Annotated in this window: 15 protein-coding genes and 1 pseudogene; 7 read left to right on the top strand and 9 right to left on the bottom strand. The window is 64.5% G+C overall.

Going from position 1 to position 19,986, the window contains the following annotated elements:
- The first annotated feature begins 109 nt into the window (after window positions 1-109).
- Window positions 110-643: pseudogene (locus XH84_RS02965) on the top strand (REP-associated tyrosine transposase).
- Window positions 644-772: 129 nt separating this feature from the next.
- On the opposite strand, the gene XH84_RS02970 reads toward XH84_RS02965, so the two are convergent.
- Complete coding sequence (locus tag XH84_RS02970; protein WP_128917508.1) at window positions 773-2,245, bottom strand: protein adenylyltransferase SelO; 1,473 nt, start codon at window positions 2,243-2,245, stop codon at window positions 773-775.
- A 198-nt stretch (window positions 2,246-2,443) separates the two neighbouring features.
- Here XH84_RS02970 and aspS point away from each other — a divergent pair, with 198 nt between their 5' ends.
- A complete protein-coding gene (gene aspS, locus XH84_RS02975) occupies window positions 2,444-4,216 on the top strand; it encodes an aspartate--tRNA ligase (protein ID WP_128917507.1) in 1,773 nt (590 codons plus the stop codon).
- A gap of 144 nt (window positions 4,217-4,360) precedes the next feature.
- On the opposite strand, the gene XH84_RS02980 is transcribed toward aspS, so the two are convergent.
- Entirely contained in the window at window positions 4,361-6,334 is a 1,974-nt protein-coding gene (locus tag XH84_RS02980) for a hypothetical protein (protein ID WP_128917506.1), read from the bottom strand.
- Between the two features lie 247 nt (window positions 6,335-6,581).
- On the opposite strand from XH84_RS02980, the gene XH84_RS02985 reads away from it, so the two are divergent.
- The 3 genes from XH84_RS02985 (at window position 6,582) to XH84_RS02995 (ending at window position 12,917) form a co-directional block, all read left to right on the top strand.
- Window positions 6,582-8,891 carry an NADP-dependent malic enzyme gene (locus tag XH84_RS02985; RefSeq protein ID WP_128917505.1) on the top strand — a complete coding sequence of 770 codons (2,310 nt, stop codon included), beginning with the start codon at window positions 6,582-6,584 and terminating at the stop codon, window positions 8,889-8,891.
- Window positions 8,892-9,527: 636 nt separating this feature from the next.
- Window positions 9,528-12,122 (top strand): autotransporter family protein, encoded by a 2,595-nt coding sequence (locus tag XH84_RS02990; RefSeq protein ID WP_245471590.1) that lies wholly within the window; start codon window positions 9,528-9,530, stop codon window positions 12,120-12,122.
- Between the two features lie 342 nt (window positions 12,123-12,464).
- Window positions 12,465-12,917, top strand: coding sequence for a DoxX family protein (locus tag XH84_RS02995; protein WP_128917504.1), 453 nt, complete (start codon window positions 12,465-12,467; stop codon window positions 12,915-12,917).
- 3 nt (window positions 12,918-12,920) lie between these two features.
- Here XH84_RS02995 and XH84_RS03000 read toward each other — a convergent pair whose 3' ends face one another.
- The 5 genes from XH84_RS03000 to XH84_RS03020 all read right to left on the bottom strand — a co-directional run bounded on the left by XH84_RS03000 (window position 12,921) and on the right by XH84_RS03020 (window position 18,451).
- The gene (locus XH84_RS03000) at window positions 12,921-14,036 is read right to left on the bottom strand and encodes a helix-turn-helix domain-containing protein (protein ID WP_128917503.1); all 1,116 of its coding nucleotides are present in this window, start codon (window positions 14,034-14,036) and stop codon (window positions 12,921-12,923) included.
- A 409-nt stretch (window positions 14,037-14,445) separates the two neighbouring features.
- Window positions 14,446-14,997, bottom strand: a complete 552-nt coding sequence (locus XH84_RS03005) for a dihydrofolate reductase family protein (RefSeq protein WP_164935988.1) — start codon at window positions 14,995-14,997, stop codon at window positions 14,446-14,448.
- A 7-nt stretch (window positions 14,998-15,004) separates the two neighbouring features.
- The gene (locus tag XH84_RS03010; protein WP_128917740.1) at window positions 15,005-16,027 is read right to left on the bottom strand and encodes a polysaccharide deacetylase family protein; all 1,023 of its coding nucleotides are present in this window, start codon (window positions 16,025-16,027) and stop codon (window positions 15,005-15,007) included.
- A 165-nt stretch (window positions 16,028-16,192) separates the two neighbouring features.
- Window positions 16,193-16,762: a glutathione peroxidase gene (locus tag XH84_RS03015; RefSeq protein ID WP_128917502.1), complete on the bottom strand. Its 570-nt coding sequence runs from the start codon at window positions 16,760-16,762 to the stop codon at window positions 16,193-16,195.
- Window positions 16,763-16,852: 90 nt separating this feature from the next.
- Window positions 16,853-18,451 carry a L,D-transpeptidase gene (locus tag XH84_RS03020; RefSeq protein ID WP_164935987.1) on the bottom strand — a complete coding sequence of 533 codons (1,599 nt, stop codon included), beginning with the start codon at window positions 18,449-18,451 and terminating at the stop codon, window positions 16,853-16,855.
- Between the two features lie 208 nt (window positions 18,452-18,659).
- Here XH84_RS03020 and XH84_RS03025 point away from each other — a divergent pair, with 208 nt between their 5' ends.
- Window positions 18,660-19,208: a CreA family protein gene (locus tag XH84_RS03025; protein WP_128917500.1), complete on the top strand. Its 549-nt coding sequence runs from the start codon at window positions 18,660-18,662 to the stop codon at window positions 19,206-19,208.
- Here XH84_RS03025 and XH84_RS03030 read toward each other — a convergent pair.
- Both XH84_RS03030 and XH84_RS03035 read right to left on the bottom strand, forming a co-directional pair.
- Window positions 19,198-19,383 carry a hypothetical protein gene (locus tag XH84_RS03030; RefSeq protein WP_164935986.1) on the bottom strand — a complete coding sequence of 62 codons (186 nt, stop codon included), beginning with the start codon at window positions 19,381-19,383 and terminating at the stop codon, window positions 19,198-19,200. The genes XH84_RS03025 and XH84_RS03030 overlap by 11 nt on opposite strands.
- Window positions 19,380-19,823: a hypothetical protein gene (locus tag XH84_RS03035; RefSeq protein ID WP_128917498.1), complete on the bottom strand. Its 444-nt coding sequence runs from the start codon at window positions 19,821-19,823 to the stop codon at window positions 19,380-19,382. Before XH84_RS03035 ends, XH84_RS03030 begins: the two co-directional genes overlap by 4 nt.
- Between XH84_RS03035 and XH84_RS39525 the strand changes: the two genes are divergently transcribed.
- Window positions 19,804-19,968: a hypothetical protein gene (locus XH84_RS39525; RefSeq protein ID WP_164935985.1), complete on the top strand. Its 165-nt coding sequence runs from the start codon at window positions 19,804-19,806 to the stop codon at window positions 19,966-19,968. The genes XH84_RS03035 and XH84_RS39525 overlap by 20 nt on opposite strands.
- The last annotated feature ends 18 nt before the right edge of the window (window positions 19,969-19,986 follow it).

Raw genomic sequence — 19,986 nt, forward strand, 5'->3', positions numbered from 1 at the left:
CAGTTTGATGACAGCGGTTCCTGTCTCCACAACGCGGACGTCGTAGGGTGGATTAGCCAAGCGTAATCCACCGCTGTGAGCCAACTTCAAGTTGTGTTACTGATACCTCATGTCCGACTATCGCCGCGCATTCGTTCCCGGAGGATGCTGGTTCTTCACCGTGAATCTGCTCAATCGGAGGAAGGCTCTTTTGACCGACCAGATCGAAATCCTGCGTGACGCGGTGGCCGCAACGCGCCGAAGCCATCCGTTCGAGATCGATGCGTTTGTGGTTCTGCCGGATCATCTCCACGCGATTTGGCAATTGCCGCCAGGCGACGCCAATTTCTCGGTGCGATGGCGCTTGATCAAGACACGTTTTGCCAAGGCACTCCCTGCGAATGAGCCGCTGAGCGCTGTTCGTGCTGCCCGCAATGAGTGCGGCATCTGGTAACGTCGGTTCTGGGAGCATCTCATCCGTGACGAGACCGACTACGCACGCCATGTCGAGTATTGCTACTACAACCCCGTGAAGCACGGGCACGTTTCGAAGGTGAGCGACTGGCCGTACTCATCGTTTCACCGCGACGTCCGTGCGGGACTGTTTCCGGAGGATTGGGGCGGAGACACGAAGGTCGTCGGCGAGTTCGGAGAGCGGGGATGATGATTGCGGCAGCAACAGCCTGTAGGGTGGATTAGCGAAGCGTAATCCACCTCTTTACTTACCCCCTTTGTCGAGAGAAGCGGTGGATTACGCCTCCGGCTAATCCACCCTACGCACCGAGTTTGGGTCTCAGGTCCCGCAGAACGTCCGCAGCACCCGCTGATCCGGCAGCGGGGGATCGGCGTAGGCGGCAAACTCCGGCTGGTCCTCGAACGGCTTCGCCAGCACCTGCACCAGCTCCTCGAACGGCGCGTAGTCGTCGTCGTGCACCGCGGCCTGGATCACGGCCTCGACGCGGTGGTTGCGCGGGATGAACATGGGATTGACGGCATGCATGGCGGACTGCCGCTCGGCTGCGGTCTGCGGCTCCAGCGCGATGCGTGCGCGCCAGCGGCCGGCCCATTCGTCGAAGGCTGCGGGCTCCATGAATTGCGCGCGCACGTCTGCGCCGTCGTCGCCCGCGGCGTCACTGAGCTTGCGGAAGGTGAGAGTGAAGTCGGCCTGGTTCTTCGCCATGGCGTCGAGCAGGTCCTGGATCAGCGCCTCGTCGCCGTCGCGTTCCGTGAACAGGCCGACTTTCCTGCGCAGACCCGCCTGGTAGGCGGCGCTGAACTGGTCTGAGAAGGCGCCAAGAATGTCCTGGGCCTCCGCGACCGCCTTCTCTTGCTCATCGGAAAACAGCGGCAGCAGGCACTCGGCGAGGCGCGTCAGATTCCACAATGCGATGCGCGGCTGGTTGGCATAAGCGTAGCGGCCCATCTCGTCGATCGACGAAAACACCTGGGCGGGATTGTAGGCGTCCATGAAGGCGCAGGGGCCGTAATCGATGGTCTCGCCGGAGATCGAGCTGTTGTCGGTGTTCATCACGCCGTGGATGAAGCCGACCAGCAGCCAGCGTGCGACGAGCTCTGCCTGCCGTGCGACGACGGCGGCGAGCAGCGCGTGATAGGGCCGCTCCGCCTCGCGCAGCTCCGGATAGTGGCGGGCGATGACGTGATCGGCGAGGGCGCGGATCGCCTCGGTGTCGCGGCGGACGGCGAAGAACTGGAAGGTGCCGACGCGGATGTGGCTCGCGGCGATGCGCGTCAGCACCGCGCCGGGCAGCGCGGTCTCGCGGATCACGTGCTCACCGGTGACGACGGCGGCGAGCGAGCGCGTCGTCGGGATGCCGAGCGCAAACATCGCTTCGCTGACGATGTATTCACGCAACACCGGCCCGAGCGCGGCGCGGCCGTCGCCGCGGCGGGAGAACGGAGTGGGGCCAGATCCCTTGAGCTGGATGTCGCGGCGGACGCCGTCTCTGTCGATGACCTCGCCGAGCAGGATGGCGCGGCCGTCGCCGAGCTGGGGCACGAATTGCCCGAACTGGTGGCCGGCATAGGCCATGGCGATGGGGTCGGCCCCGTCGGGAACCGTCTTGCCGGCCAGGATCGCCGCGCCTTCCGGGCTCTCCAGCACATCAGGGTCGAGCCCGAGCTGGACTGCCAGCGGCCGGTTCAGCTTGATCAGCCGGGGCGCCGCGACCGGGGTCGGCGCCACGCGGGCAAAGAAGCTGTCGGGCAGCGCCGAATAGGAGTTCTGGAAGGGGAAATGGACCGTCATGGGCTCAAGATAGGGCTGGAACGCCTGATGGCAAAGGCTTGGCCTCCGATAAGCCAAAAATGGGCCCTTCGGGTCCAAAACAGGCCGTTCCCTTGGTTGCCGCCTTGGGTCTCGTCGGGTAAACCCTGCCGCAATCTCGGACCGGCCATGACAGGCGGTTCGATTCGTTATCCTTCCGACATTGATTTTGGGACGACCATGCATCGCTACCGGTCACATACATGCGGCGCGCTCCGCGAGAGCAACATCGGCGAGACGGTCCGCCTGTCAGGCTGGGTCCATCGCGTTCGCGACCATGGCGGTGTGCTGTTCATCGACCTGCGCGACCATTACGGCCTGACCCAGTGCGTGGTCGACCCGGACTCGCCGGCGTTCTCGCTGGCCGAAAAGCTGCGCTCGGAATTCGTGGTGCGGATGGACGGCAAGGCCCGCCGCCGCCCCGAAGGCACCGACAATGACGATCTGCCGACCGGCAAGATCGAGATCTATGTCACCGAGATCGAGGTGCTGGGCCCGGCCGGCGACCTGCCGCTGCCGGTGTTCGGCGACCAGGAATATCCCGAGGACATCCGCCTGAAATATCGCTTCCTCGACCTGCGTCGTGAGAAGCTGCACCAGAACATCATGACGCGCATCGAGATCATCAAGTCGATGCGCCGGCGGATGGAGGGGCAGGGCTTCTTCGAGTTCAACACCCCAATCCTGACTGCGTCCTCGCCGGAAGGCGCGCGCGACTTCCTCGTCCCCTCGCGCATCCATCCCGGCAAGTTCTACGCGCTGCCGCAGGCGCCGCAGCAGTACAAGCAGCTGCTGATGATGTCGGGCTTCGACCGCTACTTCCAGATCGCGCCCTGCTTCCGCGACGAGGATCCGCGCGCCGACCGTTTGCCCGGCGAGTTCTATCAGCTCGACGTCGAGATGAGCTTTGTCACGCAGGAAGACGTGTTCGCGGCGATGGAGCCGGTGATCACCGGCGTGTTCGAGGAGTTCGCCAAGGGCAAGCCGGTGACGAAGGGCTGGCGGCGGATTCCGTTCGCCGAGGCCTTGCGCAAATACGGCAGCGACAAGCCGGACCTGCGCAACCCCATCGAGATGCAGGACGTCTCGGAGCACTTCCGCGGCTCCGGCTTCAAGGTGTTCGCGCGCATGCTCGAAGACCCCAAGAACCAGGTCTGGGCGATCCCGGCGCCGGGCGGCGGCAGCCGCGCGTTCTGCGACCGCATGAACTCGTGGGCGCAGGGCGAGGGCCAGCCCGGTCTCGGCTACATCATGTGGCGCGAGGGCGGCGAGGGTGCTGGTCCCCTTGCCAACAACATTGGTCCGGAGCGCACCGCCGCGATCCGCGCGCAGCTTGGCACCAAGGAGGGCGATGCCGCCTTCTTCGTCGCCGGCGATCCCGACAAGTTCTGGAAGTTCTCAGGCCTTGCCCGCAACAAGGTCGGCGAGGAATTGAACCTCACCGACAAGGAGCGGTTCGAGCTCGCCTGGATCGTCGACTTCCCGATGTACGAGTACAACGAGGACGACAAGAAGGTCGACTTCTCGCACAACCCGTTCTCGATGCCGCAGGGCGGCCTCGAGGCGCTGAAGGGCCAGGACCCGCTGACCATCAAGGCGTTCCAGTACGACATCACCTGCAACGGCTACGAGATCGCCTCGGGCGGCATCCGTAACCACGTGCCGGAAGCGATGGTGAAGGCGTTCGAGATCGCAGGTTACGGCGAGCAGGAAGTGGTCGACCGCTTCGGCGGCATGTACCGCGCCTTCCAGTACGGCGCGCCGCCGCATGGCGGCATGGCCGCGGGCGTCGACCGCATCGTGATGCTGCTGTGCGGCACCACGAATTTGCGCGAGATCTCGCTGTTCCCGATGAACCAGCAGGCCATGGACCTCTTGATGGGCGCCCCGTCGGAGGCCACCACCAAGCAGCTCCGCGAGCTGCATGTGCGGGTGAACCTGCCGCAGAAGTGAGTGGTGCGTGCCCCGGACGCAGCGCGCCACGCAGTGATGCGCTGCTGAGCCGGGGCCCATGTCGCGGTGAACCGCAAGCTTTCTGGGTCCCGGCTCTGCGTCGCGTCATTTCGTGCCGCGCCGCGTCCGGGACACGAGATCAAACTACAACCCCGTCGACGCCTCGATCTTGAACTGCGCCAGCGCGCTCTCGGGGTCGCTTCGCGAGAGCTGCATCAATTGCATCAGCGGCACCTTGGCGCGCGGTGTGAGCTTTACGGTCAGGGTCTGCCCTGACGTCTCGACGAAGCCGGCGAGCGCATCGACCGCGCCCCCGGCATCGACGCTGGACCCCGCGATCTTCTCGCCCTGTGCTCGGATCATCTCGACGATGGCGCTGCGCGCGGCGTCGCGGCTGACATTCTGCGTGCGCGCGAACTGCGCCACGACGAGATCGACCACGCCGCTGTCGCGCAGTGACAGCTCGAACGTACCGGTCTCGACCTGGGCCGCCTGACCCATCGCCTGCGCCGGGTCTGTTGTGAACAGGCCGCGCGGCACGTTGGCGAACGCGAGGCGAGCCTGCGCCTTGGCGAGGTTGCCGAGATCGATCGTGGCCGGCGCGAGCGCGAACGCGCCTGACGATTCCGTCCAGGCCGCGCCGAGATCGAGGTCGATCGCGAGCTTGTCCACGCCCGCCATGATCAGTGGCTGCAGCGCCGGATTGGCCGGATCGGTCGGCGTGACCATCTTCACGACCAGATTGGCCTTGCTCGGAATTGATCCGACCAACTGGCCCCAGCTCAGGCTGATCGTGTCGACGGTGAAGTGCTGCCGCGTGGTCTTGTAGGGCGCAACCACGCCCTTGATCTCGGCGCCCTCGAGCACTCCGAACAGTCCGAGCACCTGGTCGGGCGATGGCGGCTGTCCTGGCGTTCGGAGGCGGAGGTTTGCCGCCCAGCGCATCAGTTTCGCCGCGCTGAAGGATTTTAGCGCGAAGCGCTCCATCTTGAGCTGGCCCTGTGGCATTGGCATCTCAAGGCCTTCCAGCGCTATCTTGTCTTGATCGTATTTGAGGGCGCTGAGCCGCCCCGTTCCTTGCGGCGTCTCGACCGTTTGCTTGCCGATTTCGGCATTGCCGATCTGAAAGCCCTCGAAGAAGTCCGCCACCTTCTCCATCATGTCGTGCGATTGCGCCGGCGTCAGGATCGAGCCGTCAGCTGGCACCAGTGCGATGATCTCGGCCGGCCGAAATTTCGACGGCCGGATGGCAATGTCGTCGAAGGTGAATCCGTCGATCTGCACGCGCACGCCAGGGGCCGTCGTGATCACGTATGAATTGGCCGAGATGCGTCGATAGATCCGGTGGAAATTGTCGTCGCTCGACACTTGCTGATCGAGCGCGGCCCTCACTGGGGTTGCGTCGACATCGTAGATGGCCAGACCGGACAGTTCGCCGGTCATTTTCGTAGGCTTGCCGGGCTTGCCCAGCTCGAGCGCAAAGGTGACGCGGTCCGTCTTCGCCGTCTCGATCTGGCCGCGGTTGACGTTCTGGATCGACAGGCCCGAATAGACATATTCGCCGCTGCCGGGGTTGCCGGTGCCCGCATCGACGTTGACCCCTAAGGTCGGCACTGCGATCGAGGACGCCGAGACGGTCGCGTATTTCGCCAGCATGAAGCGGTACATGTCGATGATCGAGCCGGACAGCGGCGGGCCGTCTGCACGGGTCGGACCGGAAAAGTCGCGAGCGCTGATCTGCGGGATCTTGTAATTCGCTTTGAGCTTCGCCCGCTCGGTGGACGTGAAGGCGACCTCGACCCCGGATACGTCAATGCTGTCGGCCGAGAAATGGGCCTCATCCGGCTGGCGTATACCGACCGCCGTGACCTTTGCGACCTTGACGTTGGCGAGCTGCGGCTGGGCGGGCTCGACATTGATGTCCTCGATCGTCAGCGTCCGGGTCGCGAGCTCGAACCCGATCTTGCCATGGCTCGCCTTGCCGCCGCCTGCTCGGAGCTGCTCGAAGGCCGCCTCGACCTCGCTGGTCGCCCGATGCTGGGCATAGAGGTTGAAGCCGAACCAGCCGCCCGCTGCGAGCCCGGCTGCCACGATCAGGCCGATCAGGATTCGCTTCATTCCCAGCTCCAGTTGCTCGTCTTGCACCGCGCAACCTGCCATATTCGCGAAACGCCGCGCGGTCCAGGGAAAGCTATGGTTTTCATATATTTGACGGCACGCCCTGTTGATGGGCGCGCAATCGGATGTTGCCACCGGGGCACCCGGCGTGCTTCATCCCGTTTCCATGACCCGGAAATTCGGTTCGCTTGGACAGCGGCTCCGGATCGTGCATTTTGAGGCCGGTAACGCGAGGCGAGACAACCGCATGTCGTCCTATTCTGATGATCTCCACCAGGCGGCGCTCGCCTACCATCGTCTGCCGCGCCCCGGCAAGCTCGAGATCCAGGCGACCAAGCCGCTCGCCAACCAGCGCGACCTCGCACTGGCCTATTCTCCGGGCGTTGCCGCCGCCTGCACCGAGATCGCCAAGAACCCGGCCGAAGCCGCGACCCTGACGACCCGCGCCAATCTGGTCGCCGTGGTCTCGAACGGAACTGCGGTGCTTGGTCTCGGCAATATCGGCCCGCTGGCCTCCAAGCCCGTCATGGAAGGCAAGGCGGTCCTGTTCAAGAAGTTCGCTGGCATCGACGTGTTCGACATCGAGATTGCCGCCGATACCATCGACCGCGTGGTCGAGACCGTGGCGGCGCTCGAGCCGACCTTCGGCGGCATCAATCTGGAAGACATCCGCGGACCTGAGTGCTTCGAGATCGAGACGCGCTTGAAGGAGCGCATGAAGATCCCGGTCTTCCATGACGACCAGCACGGCACCGCCATCATCGTCGCCGCTGCCATCACCAACGGCCTCAGGCTGAACGGCAAGAAGCTGTCCGACGTCAAGATCGTGGCGTCGGGGGCAGGAGCGGCTGCGATCGCAACCCTGAATCTCCTGGTGTCGATGGGAGCGCAGCGCAAGAACATCTGGGTCTGCGATATCGACGGCCTGGTGCATGAGGGTCGCAACACCACGATGGACCGCTGGAAGGCGGTCTATGCGCAGAAGACCGACAAGCGTACGCTCGGCGACGTCATCGGCGGCGCCGACATCTTCATCGGCCTCTCGGCACCGGGGGTGCTCAAGCCTGAGATGGCGAAGGCGATGGGCGACAAGCCCTTGATCATGGCGCTCGCCAACCCGACCCCGGAGATCATGCCGGAGGAGGCGCGGAAAGCGCGTCCCGACGCCATGATCTGCACCGGCCGCTCCGACTTTCCGAACCAGGTCAACAACGTCCTGTGCTTTCCCTTCATCTTCCGCGGCGCGCTCGACGTCGGCGCCACTGCGATCAACGAGGAGATGAAGCACGCCGCGGTCGAGGCCATCGCGCAGCTCGCGCGCGAGGCGCCGTCTGATGCGGTGGCGCTAGGGGTCGAAACCAACGAGGCGGGCGGTTTCGGTCCGGGCTCGCTGATCCCGAGCCCGTTCGATCCGCGGCTGATCCTGCGCGTGGCGCCGGCGGTTGCGAAGGCTGCGATGGAGTCGGGCGTCGCGACGCGCCCCATCACCAATTTCGACGAATATGCCGCGCAGCTCATGCGCTTTGCGTTCCGCTCCGGCCTCGTCATGAAGCCGATGTTCGCCAAGGCCAAGACCCAGCCTGTGCGCGTGATCTACGCCGAAGGCGAGGACGAGCGCGTGCTGCGCGCTACTCAGGTGGTGCTGGAGGAGAACCTGGCGCGGCCGATCCTGGTCGGCCGTCCCTCGGTCGTGGAGACGCGCATCAAGCGCTTCGGCCTTTCGATCCGCGCCGGCAAGGATTTCGACCTAGTCAATCCCGAGGACGATCCGCGCTACCGCTCCTACGTGCAATCCTATGTCGAGGTCGCCGGCCGCCGCGGCGTGACGCCGGATGCGGCCCGCACCGTGGTGCGCACCAACAACACGGTGATCGCCGCGCTCGCGGTCACGCGCGGCGAGGCGGACGCCATGCTCTGCGGCGTCGAGGGCCGCTATATGAGCCATCTGCGCCATGTCCGCGAGATCGTCGGCTTCTGTCCCGGCATCAGCGACTACGCGGCGCTGGCGCTGCTGATCACGACCAAGGGCGCCTTCTTCATCGCCGACACGCAAGTTCGCCCCAATCCGAGCGCGGAGGAGCTGGCCGAGATCGCATCGCTCGCCGCGGTCCACGTCCAGCGCTTCAACATCAAGCCGAAGATCGCCTTCGTCTCGCATTCGGATTTCGGCAGCTACGACACCGATTCCTCGCGCAAGATGCGTCTGGCGACCCAGCTGTTGAAGGACAAGCATCCGGAGATCGAGGCCGACGGCGAAATGCAGGGTGATACCGCGCTCTCCGCTGCCGCGCGAAAAATGGTGTTGCCGCATTCCAAGCTGGAGGGCGAGGCCAACATCCTGATCATGCCGACGCTGGACACCGCCAATGTCGCCTATCAGATGATCAAGTCGCTGGCCGACGCGCTGCCCGTCGGCCCGATCCTGATCGGCCCGGCGCGCCCGGCACACATCCTCACCCCCTCGGTGACGGCGCGCGGTATCCTCAACATGACGGCCGTGGCCGTGGTGGAAGCGCAGGAGCGCGCGGCACGGCAGCAGCCGACATTGTTCACGTAGTTGCTTGGCACTCCCTCAACGTCTTCGGGAGGCGTTCGCACCGCAAGACTCGTCATGCCCGGACTTGTCCCGCCTGCGCGGCCGTAACCGCTTCGGCGTGGCGAAGGCCCGGGCATCCACGTTCTTTGTCCCGCGAGGCAAGTCGTGGATGGCCGGGTCAAGCCTGGTCAAGCCCGGCCATGACGCCGAGAGGGTTGCGGCCAATCACACTGCTCTTGGTTCGATTCCGCTAGGGAGCGCCATTCTGCGATTTCTCGCTAAATTTTGCGGAGCCCCGTTCGGGTCGTGCGCCGCGTCGAAGCGAGCGCCAGGCGTATATCCGTTGCACGCGGTGTAGTGGCCTCATCGTTAATTCCCTCGCGCTAACGTTGCTTCGACAACACATGTCGCCTTTTCTGTCGTGGAGACGACGAATGTTCGTTGTCGGATGCGTGCGAGTGACTTAGCGTGACTTGTGACGGTATCCCGTGCGGCGCGAACTGTGTCAGATGTACACGCGTTCGGCCGCTGGGCAAATGGGAAGGGGCACCCATGCGCAAATGCATCGGGGCGACAATGTTTCGGCGATGGGCAGATGACACGCTGCGTATGAGTCCGGACCGGGCTCGGCCATGGTCCGTTCGCCAACGAGCTGGCTTGCCGCGCTTGTTGCTGATGGGCGTCCTGGCGGCGGTGCTTATAACCCTGTCCGCAGGATTGGCGGCGGCGCAAAACTGGATCGGCGCCACCAGCAGCGACTGGACCGTCGGAAGCAACTGGCAGGCGGGTGTGGTCCCGACCAATGGCACCGTCACCATCAACAATGTATCGCCAGGGGCTGTACTCGGCGTGAACGGCGCAGCGACCGGCTCGTCGGGTAACCTCATCGTCGGCAACGGAGCAGTCGGCAGCCTGACGATCCAAAACGGCAGCACGCTCACAAGTAGCGGCGCCACCATCCGAATTGCAGCCGCCAATGGAGGCATCGGCACGCTGACCGTCACCGGTGCCGGATCGCACTGGACCGCGACCGTTGCCATTGTGTCAGTGGGGTTCGCCGGCATCGGTACGCTCAACATCCTGAACGGCGCCACGGTCGCTGCTCAAAACGGGATGCAGCTTGGAGTGAACGCGACCGGCTCCGGCACGCTCAACATCAGCGGTGGCGGCATCCTGCAGACCACATCCCTGATCAGGAGCCTTGGAAATGCGCAGGTCAATATCGATGACGGCATTCTGCGAGCCACGGCCGGCTCGGCCAATTTCTTCAACAATTTTACGGTCTCGCAGCTCAATCTCGCCGCCGGTGGGCTGACATTCGATACGAACGGCTTTGCGATCGGCGCGCTTGGATTTAGCGGCGTGGGCGGCTTGACCAAGATCGGCGCCGGCACTTTCACCCTATCCGGCACCAGCACCTACACTGGCGCAACGGTGATCCAGGTCGGCACGCTCGCGCTGACGGGCACCGGCTCGATCGCCAGCTCCAGCCGCGTCGTGGCGAACGCGACCTTCGACATTTCCGGCGTGACGGGCGCCGGGACCAGCATTCAAAGCCTGGCCGGCACCGGCGCCGTCAATCTCGGTGCCGAGACCCTGACGATCACGAATGCGAGCGATACGTTCGCCGGCGTTATCGGCGGCTCCGGCGGACTGACAGTCACCGGCGGCACGCAGACGCTGTCGGGCGTCAACACCTACAATGGCACGACCACGGTGGCCGGCGGCACGTTGCGCGCCGGCGCTGCGGGCGCGTTCAGCGCCGCTTCCGCCTATGTCGCCAACGCCGGCGGAACGCTCGACCTGAACGGCTTCGATCAGACTATGGCATCGCTCAGCAATGCCGGCATCGTCCGAACCGGCGGCGCGGGAGCGACCACGCTGACGGTCGCCGGTAACTATATCGGCAATGGCGGCACGCTTGTCCTCAACACCGTGCTCGGCGGCGACAGCTCGGCCACCGACCGCATGGTCGTGCAGGGAACTACATCAGGCGCATCGACCCTGCGGATCACCAATGTCGGCGGCTCCGGCGCGCAGACGGCCAGCGGCATCAAGGTGATCGACGTCGCCGGCGCCTCAAACGGCAGCTTCACCCTGCAGGGCGACTATGTGCTCAACGGCCAGCAGGCCGTCGTCGGCGGCGCCTACGCCTACACGCTGCAGAAGAACGGCATCAGCACGCCGACCGACGGCGACTGGTATCTGCGCTCCAGTCTCATCAATCCGCCGGCCTCGGCGCCAGCCGGGCCGCTGTACCAGCCCGGCGTTCCCCTCTACGAGAATTACGCGGCGGTGCTGCTCGGCATGAACGCACTGCCGACGTTGCAGCAGCGCGCCGGCAACCGCTATTGGGGCGGCAGCGACGCCACCGAGCGCGCGGGCCTTGCCTATGCGTCAATGGGCGGCGTGCCGGCGCAGCCGACCCCGGTCTGGGGCCGGATCGAGGGGCAGCACGGCGCGTTCAGCCCGAGCAACACCACCGGCTCGACCTACAATACCGATCAGTGGAAGGCGCAGGCCGGCATCGACGGACTGCTGCTGGAGAACGGCTGGGGCAAGCTGATCGTCGGCATCAACGCGCAATATGGCACGGCCAACGCGAATGTGAGTTCGTTCTACGGCAACGGCACAATTCACGCCGCGGGTTCGGGCGTGGGCGCCTCGCTCACCTGGTATGGCGACAACGGCTTCTATGTCGATGGCCAGGCGCAGGGCATGTTCTATCGCAGCGACCTCAGCTCGGTGCTGACCGGCAGCATGACCCACGGCAACGAGGGCATGGGCTATGCGTTCGGCATCGAAAGCGGCAAGCGCATCGGCATCGGCAATGGATTTGCACTGACGCCGCAGGCGCAGCTCACCTATTCGAAGGTCGATTTCGATCCGTTCGCGGATCGCTTTGCGGCCGCGGTCTCGCTCCTGAATGCCGACAGCCTGGTCGGGCGCGCCGGGCTCGCTTTCGAACATATCAAAAGCTGGCGGGATCAGTCCGGTCAAGTGGTTCGCTCCGACGTCTATGGCATTGCCAATGTCCACTACGAATTCCTGGACGGAACGAATGTGCTGGTCTCCGGAACCGGCTTCGGCAATGCCAATGACCGGCTGTGGGGCAGCATCGGCGGCGGCGGCACCTATAGCTGGGCCAGCGGCCGCTATGCGGTCTTCGGCGAAGTCTCCTACAATGCGAGTCTCGCCCATGGTGATGATCACAGCTACAAGGGCACGGCCGGCTTCCGCGTCGTCTGGTGATGATCGGGCCTCTTTGCTTGCCTCGCGGTTTTAGCCGTAACGCGTAAGTCGGAAATGGCCTTTTCGGGCCTGGCGTGACGTCCGACTTGAGCGTTCGAAAGCGGCCGTTCACCAGGCGCTGCCGGACGAGCCCGTTCATGTGTCAGAATCGATTTTACGTTGCAAAGCAATTTCAACTACACAAGAGTTCGCAATGTTGTTCTGAATGGCGCCAACCGAACAACGCGGACGCCACCATTGAATTCCTCGCAGTTCTCCATTTCCCCGTTTGTAAACCGGCGCACGACTCTTCATAATCCACGTACGCGTTCCGTGCGGTAGCGCTTTGCCAAGAGGCCGATCATGCCAGCGTTCGTGACTTTCGGGCGGATTCTGTTCGCCGTGTTGTTCATCTACTCGGGCGCGACCAAGCTCTTTGCCATCCAGGCGACGGCCGACTTCATCGCCACCAAGGTCGTGGTGCCCGACATCGTCGCGCCCTACGCCAAGCAGGTCGAGACGGCGACCGCCATGACCACGCCGCAGCTGCTGGCGATCACGGTTGGCGGGCTCGAGATCATCGCGGGGCTGATGATCGCGCTGAATTTCGGCGCGCGGTTCTTCGCGATGCTGATGATCATCTACGTCGCGGTTGCGACGGTGCTGTTCGACGACTTCTGGAACCAGGCTGCCCCCGACAATGCGAAGGTGGTGGTCGACGCGTTGAAGAACCTCTCGATCATCGGCGCATTGTTCATGCTGATGGGCTACGGCCGCACCACGCGTCCGGCCGAAGCCGCTTACGGCGACGTGTAGCGATCAATCTGCACGCGGGGGTGCGATCTCACGCATCCATCGGGAGATCGTCGCGCCGTTCGTTGTATCGGTGCCGCGCTGCATACCGAGCAATGCGGCCTCGCGCGCGGCGCGCGGCGTGATGCCATAGGCTGCCTTGAAGGAGCGCGCGAAGTGCGCGTCGGTGCCGAGCTGCCACCGCCGCGCGACCTCGCTGATCCGCGGGCCGCGCGCGCCCGAATTGGCGAGATCGAAGAAGGCGCGATGCAGCCGCCGGCTGCGGATGTAATCGGCGATACCGCCGACCGGCGCGAACAGCCGGTACAGCGAAGCCCGGGACAGGCCGAAATGGGCCGCGATCGAGCTGGCCGACAGATCGTCGCGGGCAAGGCCGGCCTCGATGTATTGGCGAATCCGCATCAAGGACGGACCAGCCGTGACGGCATGGTCGGCGTCAGGATCGCTACGCTCGAGCTCGTTGCGCAGGCACGCCGCCAGCAGCGAGACCGTGCCCTCGACCACCGATTGGCACTCGTCGAGGCTCATGCGCGGCGCAAATTCGAACAGGGCGGTGAGATGCCCGGCAAGGAGCCTCGCGATCACGCTGCTGCCCGGCAAGACGAGGCCGTGCAAATCGTCGACCCGCAGCAGATGGGTGCCGAACATCGGGCGCGGCACGACCAGCGTGACATTCTCGAAGGCCGTCGCCTTGGTCTCCAGGGTCTGGGCGAGGTCGAACAGGCAGATGTCGCCGGCGCGCACACGGATCGGACGATCGCCTGCGATGCCGTCATAGCCGCCCCTGAGATAAAGCTGGAGGATGATGTGGTCGACGCCGCTGCGCGCGATCGTTTCGGCCGTCCGGCGGAAGCGCTGGCCGCTGGCCCGGCTCAGTCCGATCAGCACCGGTCCCATGGCGTAGGAGCTGATGTCGGCGCGGAACGGGCCCGGTTCGTCGGCGGCGAGCTCGTCGACGTCGAATAGCGTGGCGACGGCCTCTCGCCAGGCTGCGACGTTTGCATGGGCCTCCATCTGGTCGGCGCGGAAGCCGAATGCGGGGAGCAGGGATGAAATCGGGGCTGCATCGGCAGTCGGTCCGGAGGCGTCCGTCGAACCCGTTGTCGTAGCGTCGTCGCTCATGATGGTCGTGGTCGCGTCTTGATCGTCAGTGAAGGGGCGGGAGGGGCGGAGCCGGGCCAATCATACCCGGCGGGAGGTTGATATCCGGCGAAGGGAAAGGTTCGTTGCGTAGCGGTCCTGCCGCCGTGCGGCGGCGGCGGCGAGCCAAAGCCGTCCAGTCTTGCGCTTTTGTCTCAGTCTATTGATGCGGTGTTTCGGAATGGACGGCTCGTCTTGACGCAGCGCCACAGAGGTTGGCTATAGCGCCATCACCGCCGTCGGGGCCGATTATTGGTTCTCGGCAAATATGCTAGCCGGCTTTGTGCGGGCCGACGGCGGGACTAATTTTAGCGTGGTTTTGGCAAGATACAGATTGGTATCATAATGCAGGTACTTTGCATGGGGTTGTTCTTCCGATTTTGACGAGGAGCTAGCCTGGCCGCCACGGGGTCACGGTCACCTCGTGCGCCGCGTCGAGCACATACGGCGCGCCCGGCTTCATTCCGTGCGAAGCCAGCACTTCGTGCGGCGTCCGCGCCGGTACGCCGACGAAACAGCCTTCGCCGCCGGGCAGGCGCACGTGCGGGGCTTCCGACAGCCAGAATGTGTCGTAGCGGTCCATGAATAGGTCGAACACGACCGGGCCGCCGATGATGGCGATCATGCCGGAGGCGACGTCGGCAAAAGCGCAGGCCTCCTCGAAGCTCGCGTGTGCCGGATTCCACAACGTCGCATTCGGCAGTTCCGGATCGACGGTGAGCGCCTTGATCTTGCGGGTCAGGATCAGCCGCTTGCGCTTCGGCGAGTTCGGCTGCTGCTCATGCGAGTTGCGGCCATGCACGATCAGCGCGGCGCGATCGAGTGCCTGCTCGAAGAACAGCTTGTCGCCGTCGAACTTCAGGCTGTCGGGCATGACATGACCGGCGTCGGCGAGCATGCCGTCCGCCGAGACGATGACATAGCCTTCGATGCGGAAAGACAAGAGCCGTCTATTCGGAAACGGTCGTCACCACCGAATTGACCGGGCGCTGGCTCACCGTCGGCAACTTGGCGTCCTTGAGCAGCTCCTGGTCGTATTCCGGCAACGAGGACGCCGGGAATTTGGCGCGCATCGCCACCACCTTGTAGCCGCCGGCCTTGAGGCGCTTGAGCAGCTCGGGCAGAGCCTCGGCGGTGTGCTTCTGGAAGTCGTGCATCAGGATGATGCCCTTGCCCTTGGCATCGAGCTTCTTCATCACGGTCTCGATCACCTTCTCGGGCTTGGAGGCTTTGAAGTCGAACGAGTCGATGTCGCAGGAGAAGATCGCGGTGTTGCGGTTGCCGAGATAGGTGACCATCTCCGGCGGATGCTGGAGTGCCGGGAAACGGAAGAACGGCGAGGGCGAGATGCCGCCGAGCGCCCACTTCACCGCGGATAGGCCCTTCTCGATCTCTTCCTTGCGCTGTGCCTCGGTGAGCTTCTTGTTGTTGAGGTTGGCGTGCGACCAGGTGTGCGTGCCGACGGTGTGGCCCGCGTTGTAGACCTGCTTCAGGATCTCCGGCTCGTAGGTCGCGTGCTTGCCGATCGAGAAGAAGATGCCGGTGGTGCATTCATCGGCGAGCGCCTTCAGCACTGCAGGCGTGTTGCGCGGCCACGGGCCGTCGTCGAAGGTCAGCACCACCTCCTTGTCGCGCAGGAAGTCGAGCTCCTTGAAGTGCTCGAAGCCGAAGCCGGGACCGCCCGTGGTGTCGATCTCGACGGTGCGGGCGACACCGAGCGCGCCCGGATTGTTGCAGGCCGCGCGCGCCGGCTGCGGCGCCTGTTTGGGCGGGGGCGGATTGACGAAACCCGCCGGTGCGGCGGCTGCCGCGGGAGCTGCGGGCGGAGTAGCAGCCGGCGTCGCCGCGGCCGGCGTTGCCGCTGGTGCGGCTTGCGTCGCGGCTGCGGGCTTTGCCGGAGTCTGCGACCACGCCGCGCCGGTCATGGCCAGAGATATCGCGCTTGCCAAAATCAGTCCTGCCGCCACGCGCATGGTGTTGTCCTCGAGATTGATCCCGTTGTTCCGCCGCGGCTTTTCGCCGCCGGCAAAACCATCCTGCCCCAAACGATCCTAGCCTAGATGGTGGGCCATCGCCACTGCAACGGCTGTTTGGCATCCCGCCATAATTGTGCCCAACCCGATTGGGCGCGCCTCGCGTCAAACGTCGGCCAGCGCCTTGGCAATTGCTGTTTTGATCCGCGTGTCGGCCGGTTCGACCGCCGACGGAAACACCGCGGCAATATAGCCGTCGCGACCGATCAGGTATTTGTGGAAGTTCCAGCGCGGAACTTCCCTCGGTCGCGCCTCGGCGGCCCATTTGTAGAAGGGATGCGCCTTGGCGCCGACCACCGCAGCCTTGGCCGTGATCGGAAAGGTAACACCATATTGGTGGTGCGCGGTCTCCGCGATCTCGCTGGTACCGCCCGGCTCCTGGCCGCCGAAATCGTTGGAGGGCACGCCGATCACGGTGAGTCCGCGCGCGCGAAACTCATTCCAGAGCTCCTGCAGGCCGGCATATTGCGGCGTGTAGCCACAGAGCGAGGCAGTGTTGACCACCAGCAGCGGCTTACCGGTGAAAGCGGCGAGGCGGATGTCGTCGCCGGACAAAGCGGAGAAAGAAAAGGCATAGGCCGAGATTCGGCTCATGCCGCCATCGGCGAAAGCACGCGTCGCCGGCGCGAACGCGCCGGCCAGCGCCATGATGAGCATGGTCCTACGGTTCATCATGACGGCGCCCCCGAAATGATCCGAGGGGATGTTACTCCGCGGCTGCGACATGCCTCGTCAACACCGCGTTATCGGGGGCAGTGAAACAAGTCAGTACAGGCGAACGATGAAGTCGGTGCCTTCGCCGGTCTCGCCCTGGTTGATGCCCTGGTCGGAGACGATGATGGAGCCGCCCGATGTCAGCATCTCGTTGATCTTCGCCATGGTGTCGGCGGGGATGGAGATGCGGTCGAGCGCCTCGGCCGGGCTGTCCGGCGTGACCACCGGCTTGGCAGTGACGGGCTTGGCGGCGACGGGGATCACGTCAGCGCCACGTTGGCGGCGGGTGAGGCGACCGTCGTCCTCGCGTGCGGCGGAACGGGCGGACACGGGCAGCGATACCACCGACCAATGCAGCGCATTGGAATCGGTCTTGTCGAGCTCGGCGGTGAAGATATGCGTGCCGAGCGGACGGTCGCTCGTAGCGATCGTGACCGGGACCTCGAACAGCGGCGCAAGATTCTGCCGCACGTAAAGCTTGGAATCCTTGCGGCTGATGAAGACGGCGATCTGGCCGGTCCGCTTGGGTGCTTCCGGCTTTGCGGCCGGCGCCGGTTCGGCAAGGCGGCCCTCGTCCTTCTTGGCGTCGGGCGAGGCGGCGATCGCAGGTGCAGGTGCATCGGTTGTCTTCGCGGCGTCCGTCTTGGCCGGTTCAGATTTGGCTGGCTCGTCCTTGACGGCCTCGACCTTGTCGGTGGGCTTGTCCTCGTTGGCCGACTTGGCGGCTTCTTCCGACTGAGGCTTGGCCGCATCGGATGCCTCGGCTGTCATGGCCTTGTCGGCGGGAGCGGCGGCTTCCTCATGGGCTGGCGCGTTGCCCGTGGTCGCATCCGACATCACGGTGTGGCCGACGGAGGCGCGCAGCTCGAGCACGGCGTCGGCGCTGGCGGTCCTGGTCTCAATCGGTTTGGCTTCGGCCGCCTTGGTTTGCGCCGCGCCCTTGTCGGCCTTGTCGCCGACATTGGTCTGCGGCTCCAGGCTGGCGGCGGGCTGCGGCGGCACACGCACGGAGGCGAGCAGGGGATGGGAGAAGCTGTGCGGTGTCATCTCGCCAGGCGCGACGATGACGCGCGCGCCCATCCTGGTCCAATTCCACATCTTCACCGCGAACGCCATCGGCATCCGGATACATCCATGCGAAGCCGGATAGCCCGGCAGCACGCCGGCATGCATGGCGACACCGGACCAGGTGATCCGCTGCATGTACGGCATCGGCGCGCCGCTATAGATGTTGGAATGGTGGAACTTGTGCTTCTGGATGACGCTGAACACACCCATCGGCGTCGAATGGCCCTTCATGCCCGTCGACACCGGAGATTCCGCGAACACGCCATTGCTGTCGTAGATCGTGACCTTCTGCCGGTCGATCGAGACGACGATGACCAGCGGCCCCTGTGGCTTGGTGCCGGCTTCCTTTTCGGCGACAACCTCTTTCTTGCCGGTCGCGCTACGCTTCTGCGGCTTCTGGCGCGGTATCTCGGGATGCCGGTCCTGCCGGGCGTAATAGGACCCGTCGGAATAATCCGTCCAATAATAAAATGCTGCGTCTGCTTGGCTGGTCGCGCCGATCGCACTCGCCGCCGTCAAAATGGCGACCTGCCAGAGCCGCCCCGGCTTGGCAGAAAGACCCGACCCATTCACGCTGTTCATCCTCGAATCCATAATCCAAATCAGACGTTAGTCTCGCAAAGGGAATACGCGTTCACCAGCAGGGTGGTTCTGCCGTCAGCGACTTTTGTTCAAGACGTAACAAAAAAGCCTCACAGAGCGGTAAACGGCGGCCGCGTCGAGCTGCCTGTCGACTTCCTGTCGGGCTGAGGCGTTCCTACATTGCGGGGACTTGTTAGCGGAGAACTTCATGTCATCTCGTTTCCCTGGTCTTTCCGGCATCCGCTTGAAAGGACTCGCCTTATTCCTCCTGGCCTTGGCTGTGCCGGCGGCGTCCGTTCAAGCTGCCGACGAGCCCGATCTGATCTTCCGTCGCTCCACCGTGTTCAAATTGATGAGCCCGAACGACAAGCTCGCGACCTATGGTCTCGACGATCCCGAAGTCGAGGGCGTCGCCTGCCATTTCACGGTGCCGGAGAAGGGCGGCTTCAAGGGCTGGCTGGGCCTTGCCGAAGAGGTCTCGGACATCTCGCTGGCCTGCCGCCAGGTCGGCCCGATCAAGTTCAAGACCAAGATGGAGCAGGGCGATGACATGTTCCGCCGGCGCCGCTCGCTGTTCTTCAAGAAGATGCAGATCGTGCGCGGCTGCGACGCCAAGCGCAACGTGCTGGTCTACATGGTCTATTCGGACAGGCTGATCGAGGGTTCGCCGAAGAACTCGACCTCGACCGTGCCGATCATGCCGTGGGGGCCGGCAGACGCAAACGTCCAGAAGTGCGGTGAGTTCTTCACGCAGTGACGTGCTTGGCAAGGTGCGAGCCGGTCAACCGCACGAATGCTTGCGGCGCGGCCTCGAAGCCGCGGCCGGATTGTAGCGACATCGCGCCGGCCGAGGCGACGCGCCTAGGGTGTTGATCGCCGCGGTCGGTTCGTTGGTCCGCCTCGCGCGGCGTTGCGCGATCTTGCACCATCATGATGGCCATCCCTCAAACTGAACGCGCCCGGTGATCCCGGCGTCTCGATTTCGATGGCTTGGGTCGCGGCCGAAGCGCCCCCGGTTCGACAGGACCCAGCCTTCGTTCGTTCCTCTCTTCAGCAGAAAAACGTAAAATGCGTGTGAACCGCGCAAGGCGGGACCGTGACGACGGCGGCGCAGGGTGCGCTTGCGCAGCGGATCCGGAACTTGGCGGGCCGCTTTGAGCTGCGGCGCGACCCCGCTGAAATGATTGGCCGTTTCCGAGAATTGTGTCGTCGTCCCGGACCGGACGAAACAATTCTTACGCAAGATGAAACCATTTTGCGCTTTTGGCGCATCACGCGCGAAACCGCCCATGGTTATCAGCTTCACAACGACGAACGGCGCACCGCCGGCCACGGCACTCGGAGACAAGATCATGCGCGCGCTCAGCTTCATCCTTGCTTTCGCTTTCGTGGTTGCCGGCTCCTCGTTCTCGGGCTCGCCGGATGGCAATCTGCCCGGTATCGGCACCTTCCAGTACAGTGGCTCGCCGATCACCACTGCGACGTCGCAGCCCATGGTGGTTGCCGCGCGCTTCTGATCGACAACAAGAAAATCA

It is taken from the genome of Bradyrhizobium nanningense (assembly GCF_004114535.1).
In the GTDB taxonomy this organism is placed as follows: domain Bacteria; phylum Pseudomonadota; class Alphaproteobacteria; order Rhizobiales; family Xanthobacteraceae; genus Bradyrhizobium; species Bradyrhizobium nanningense.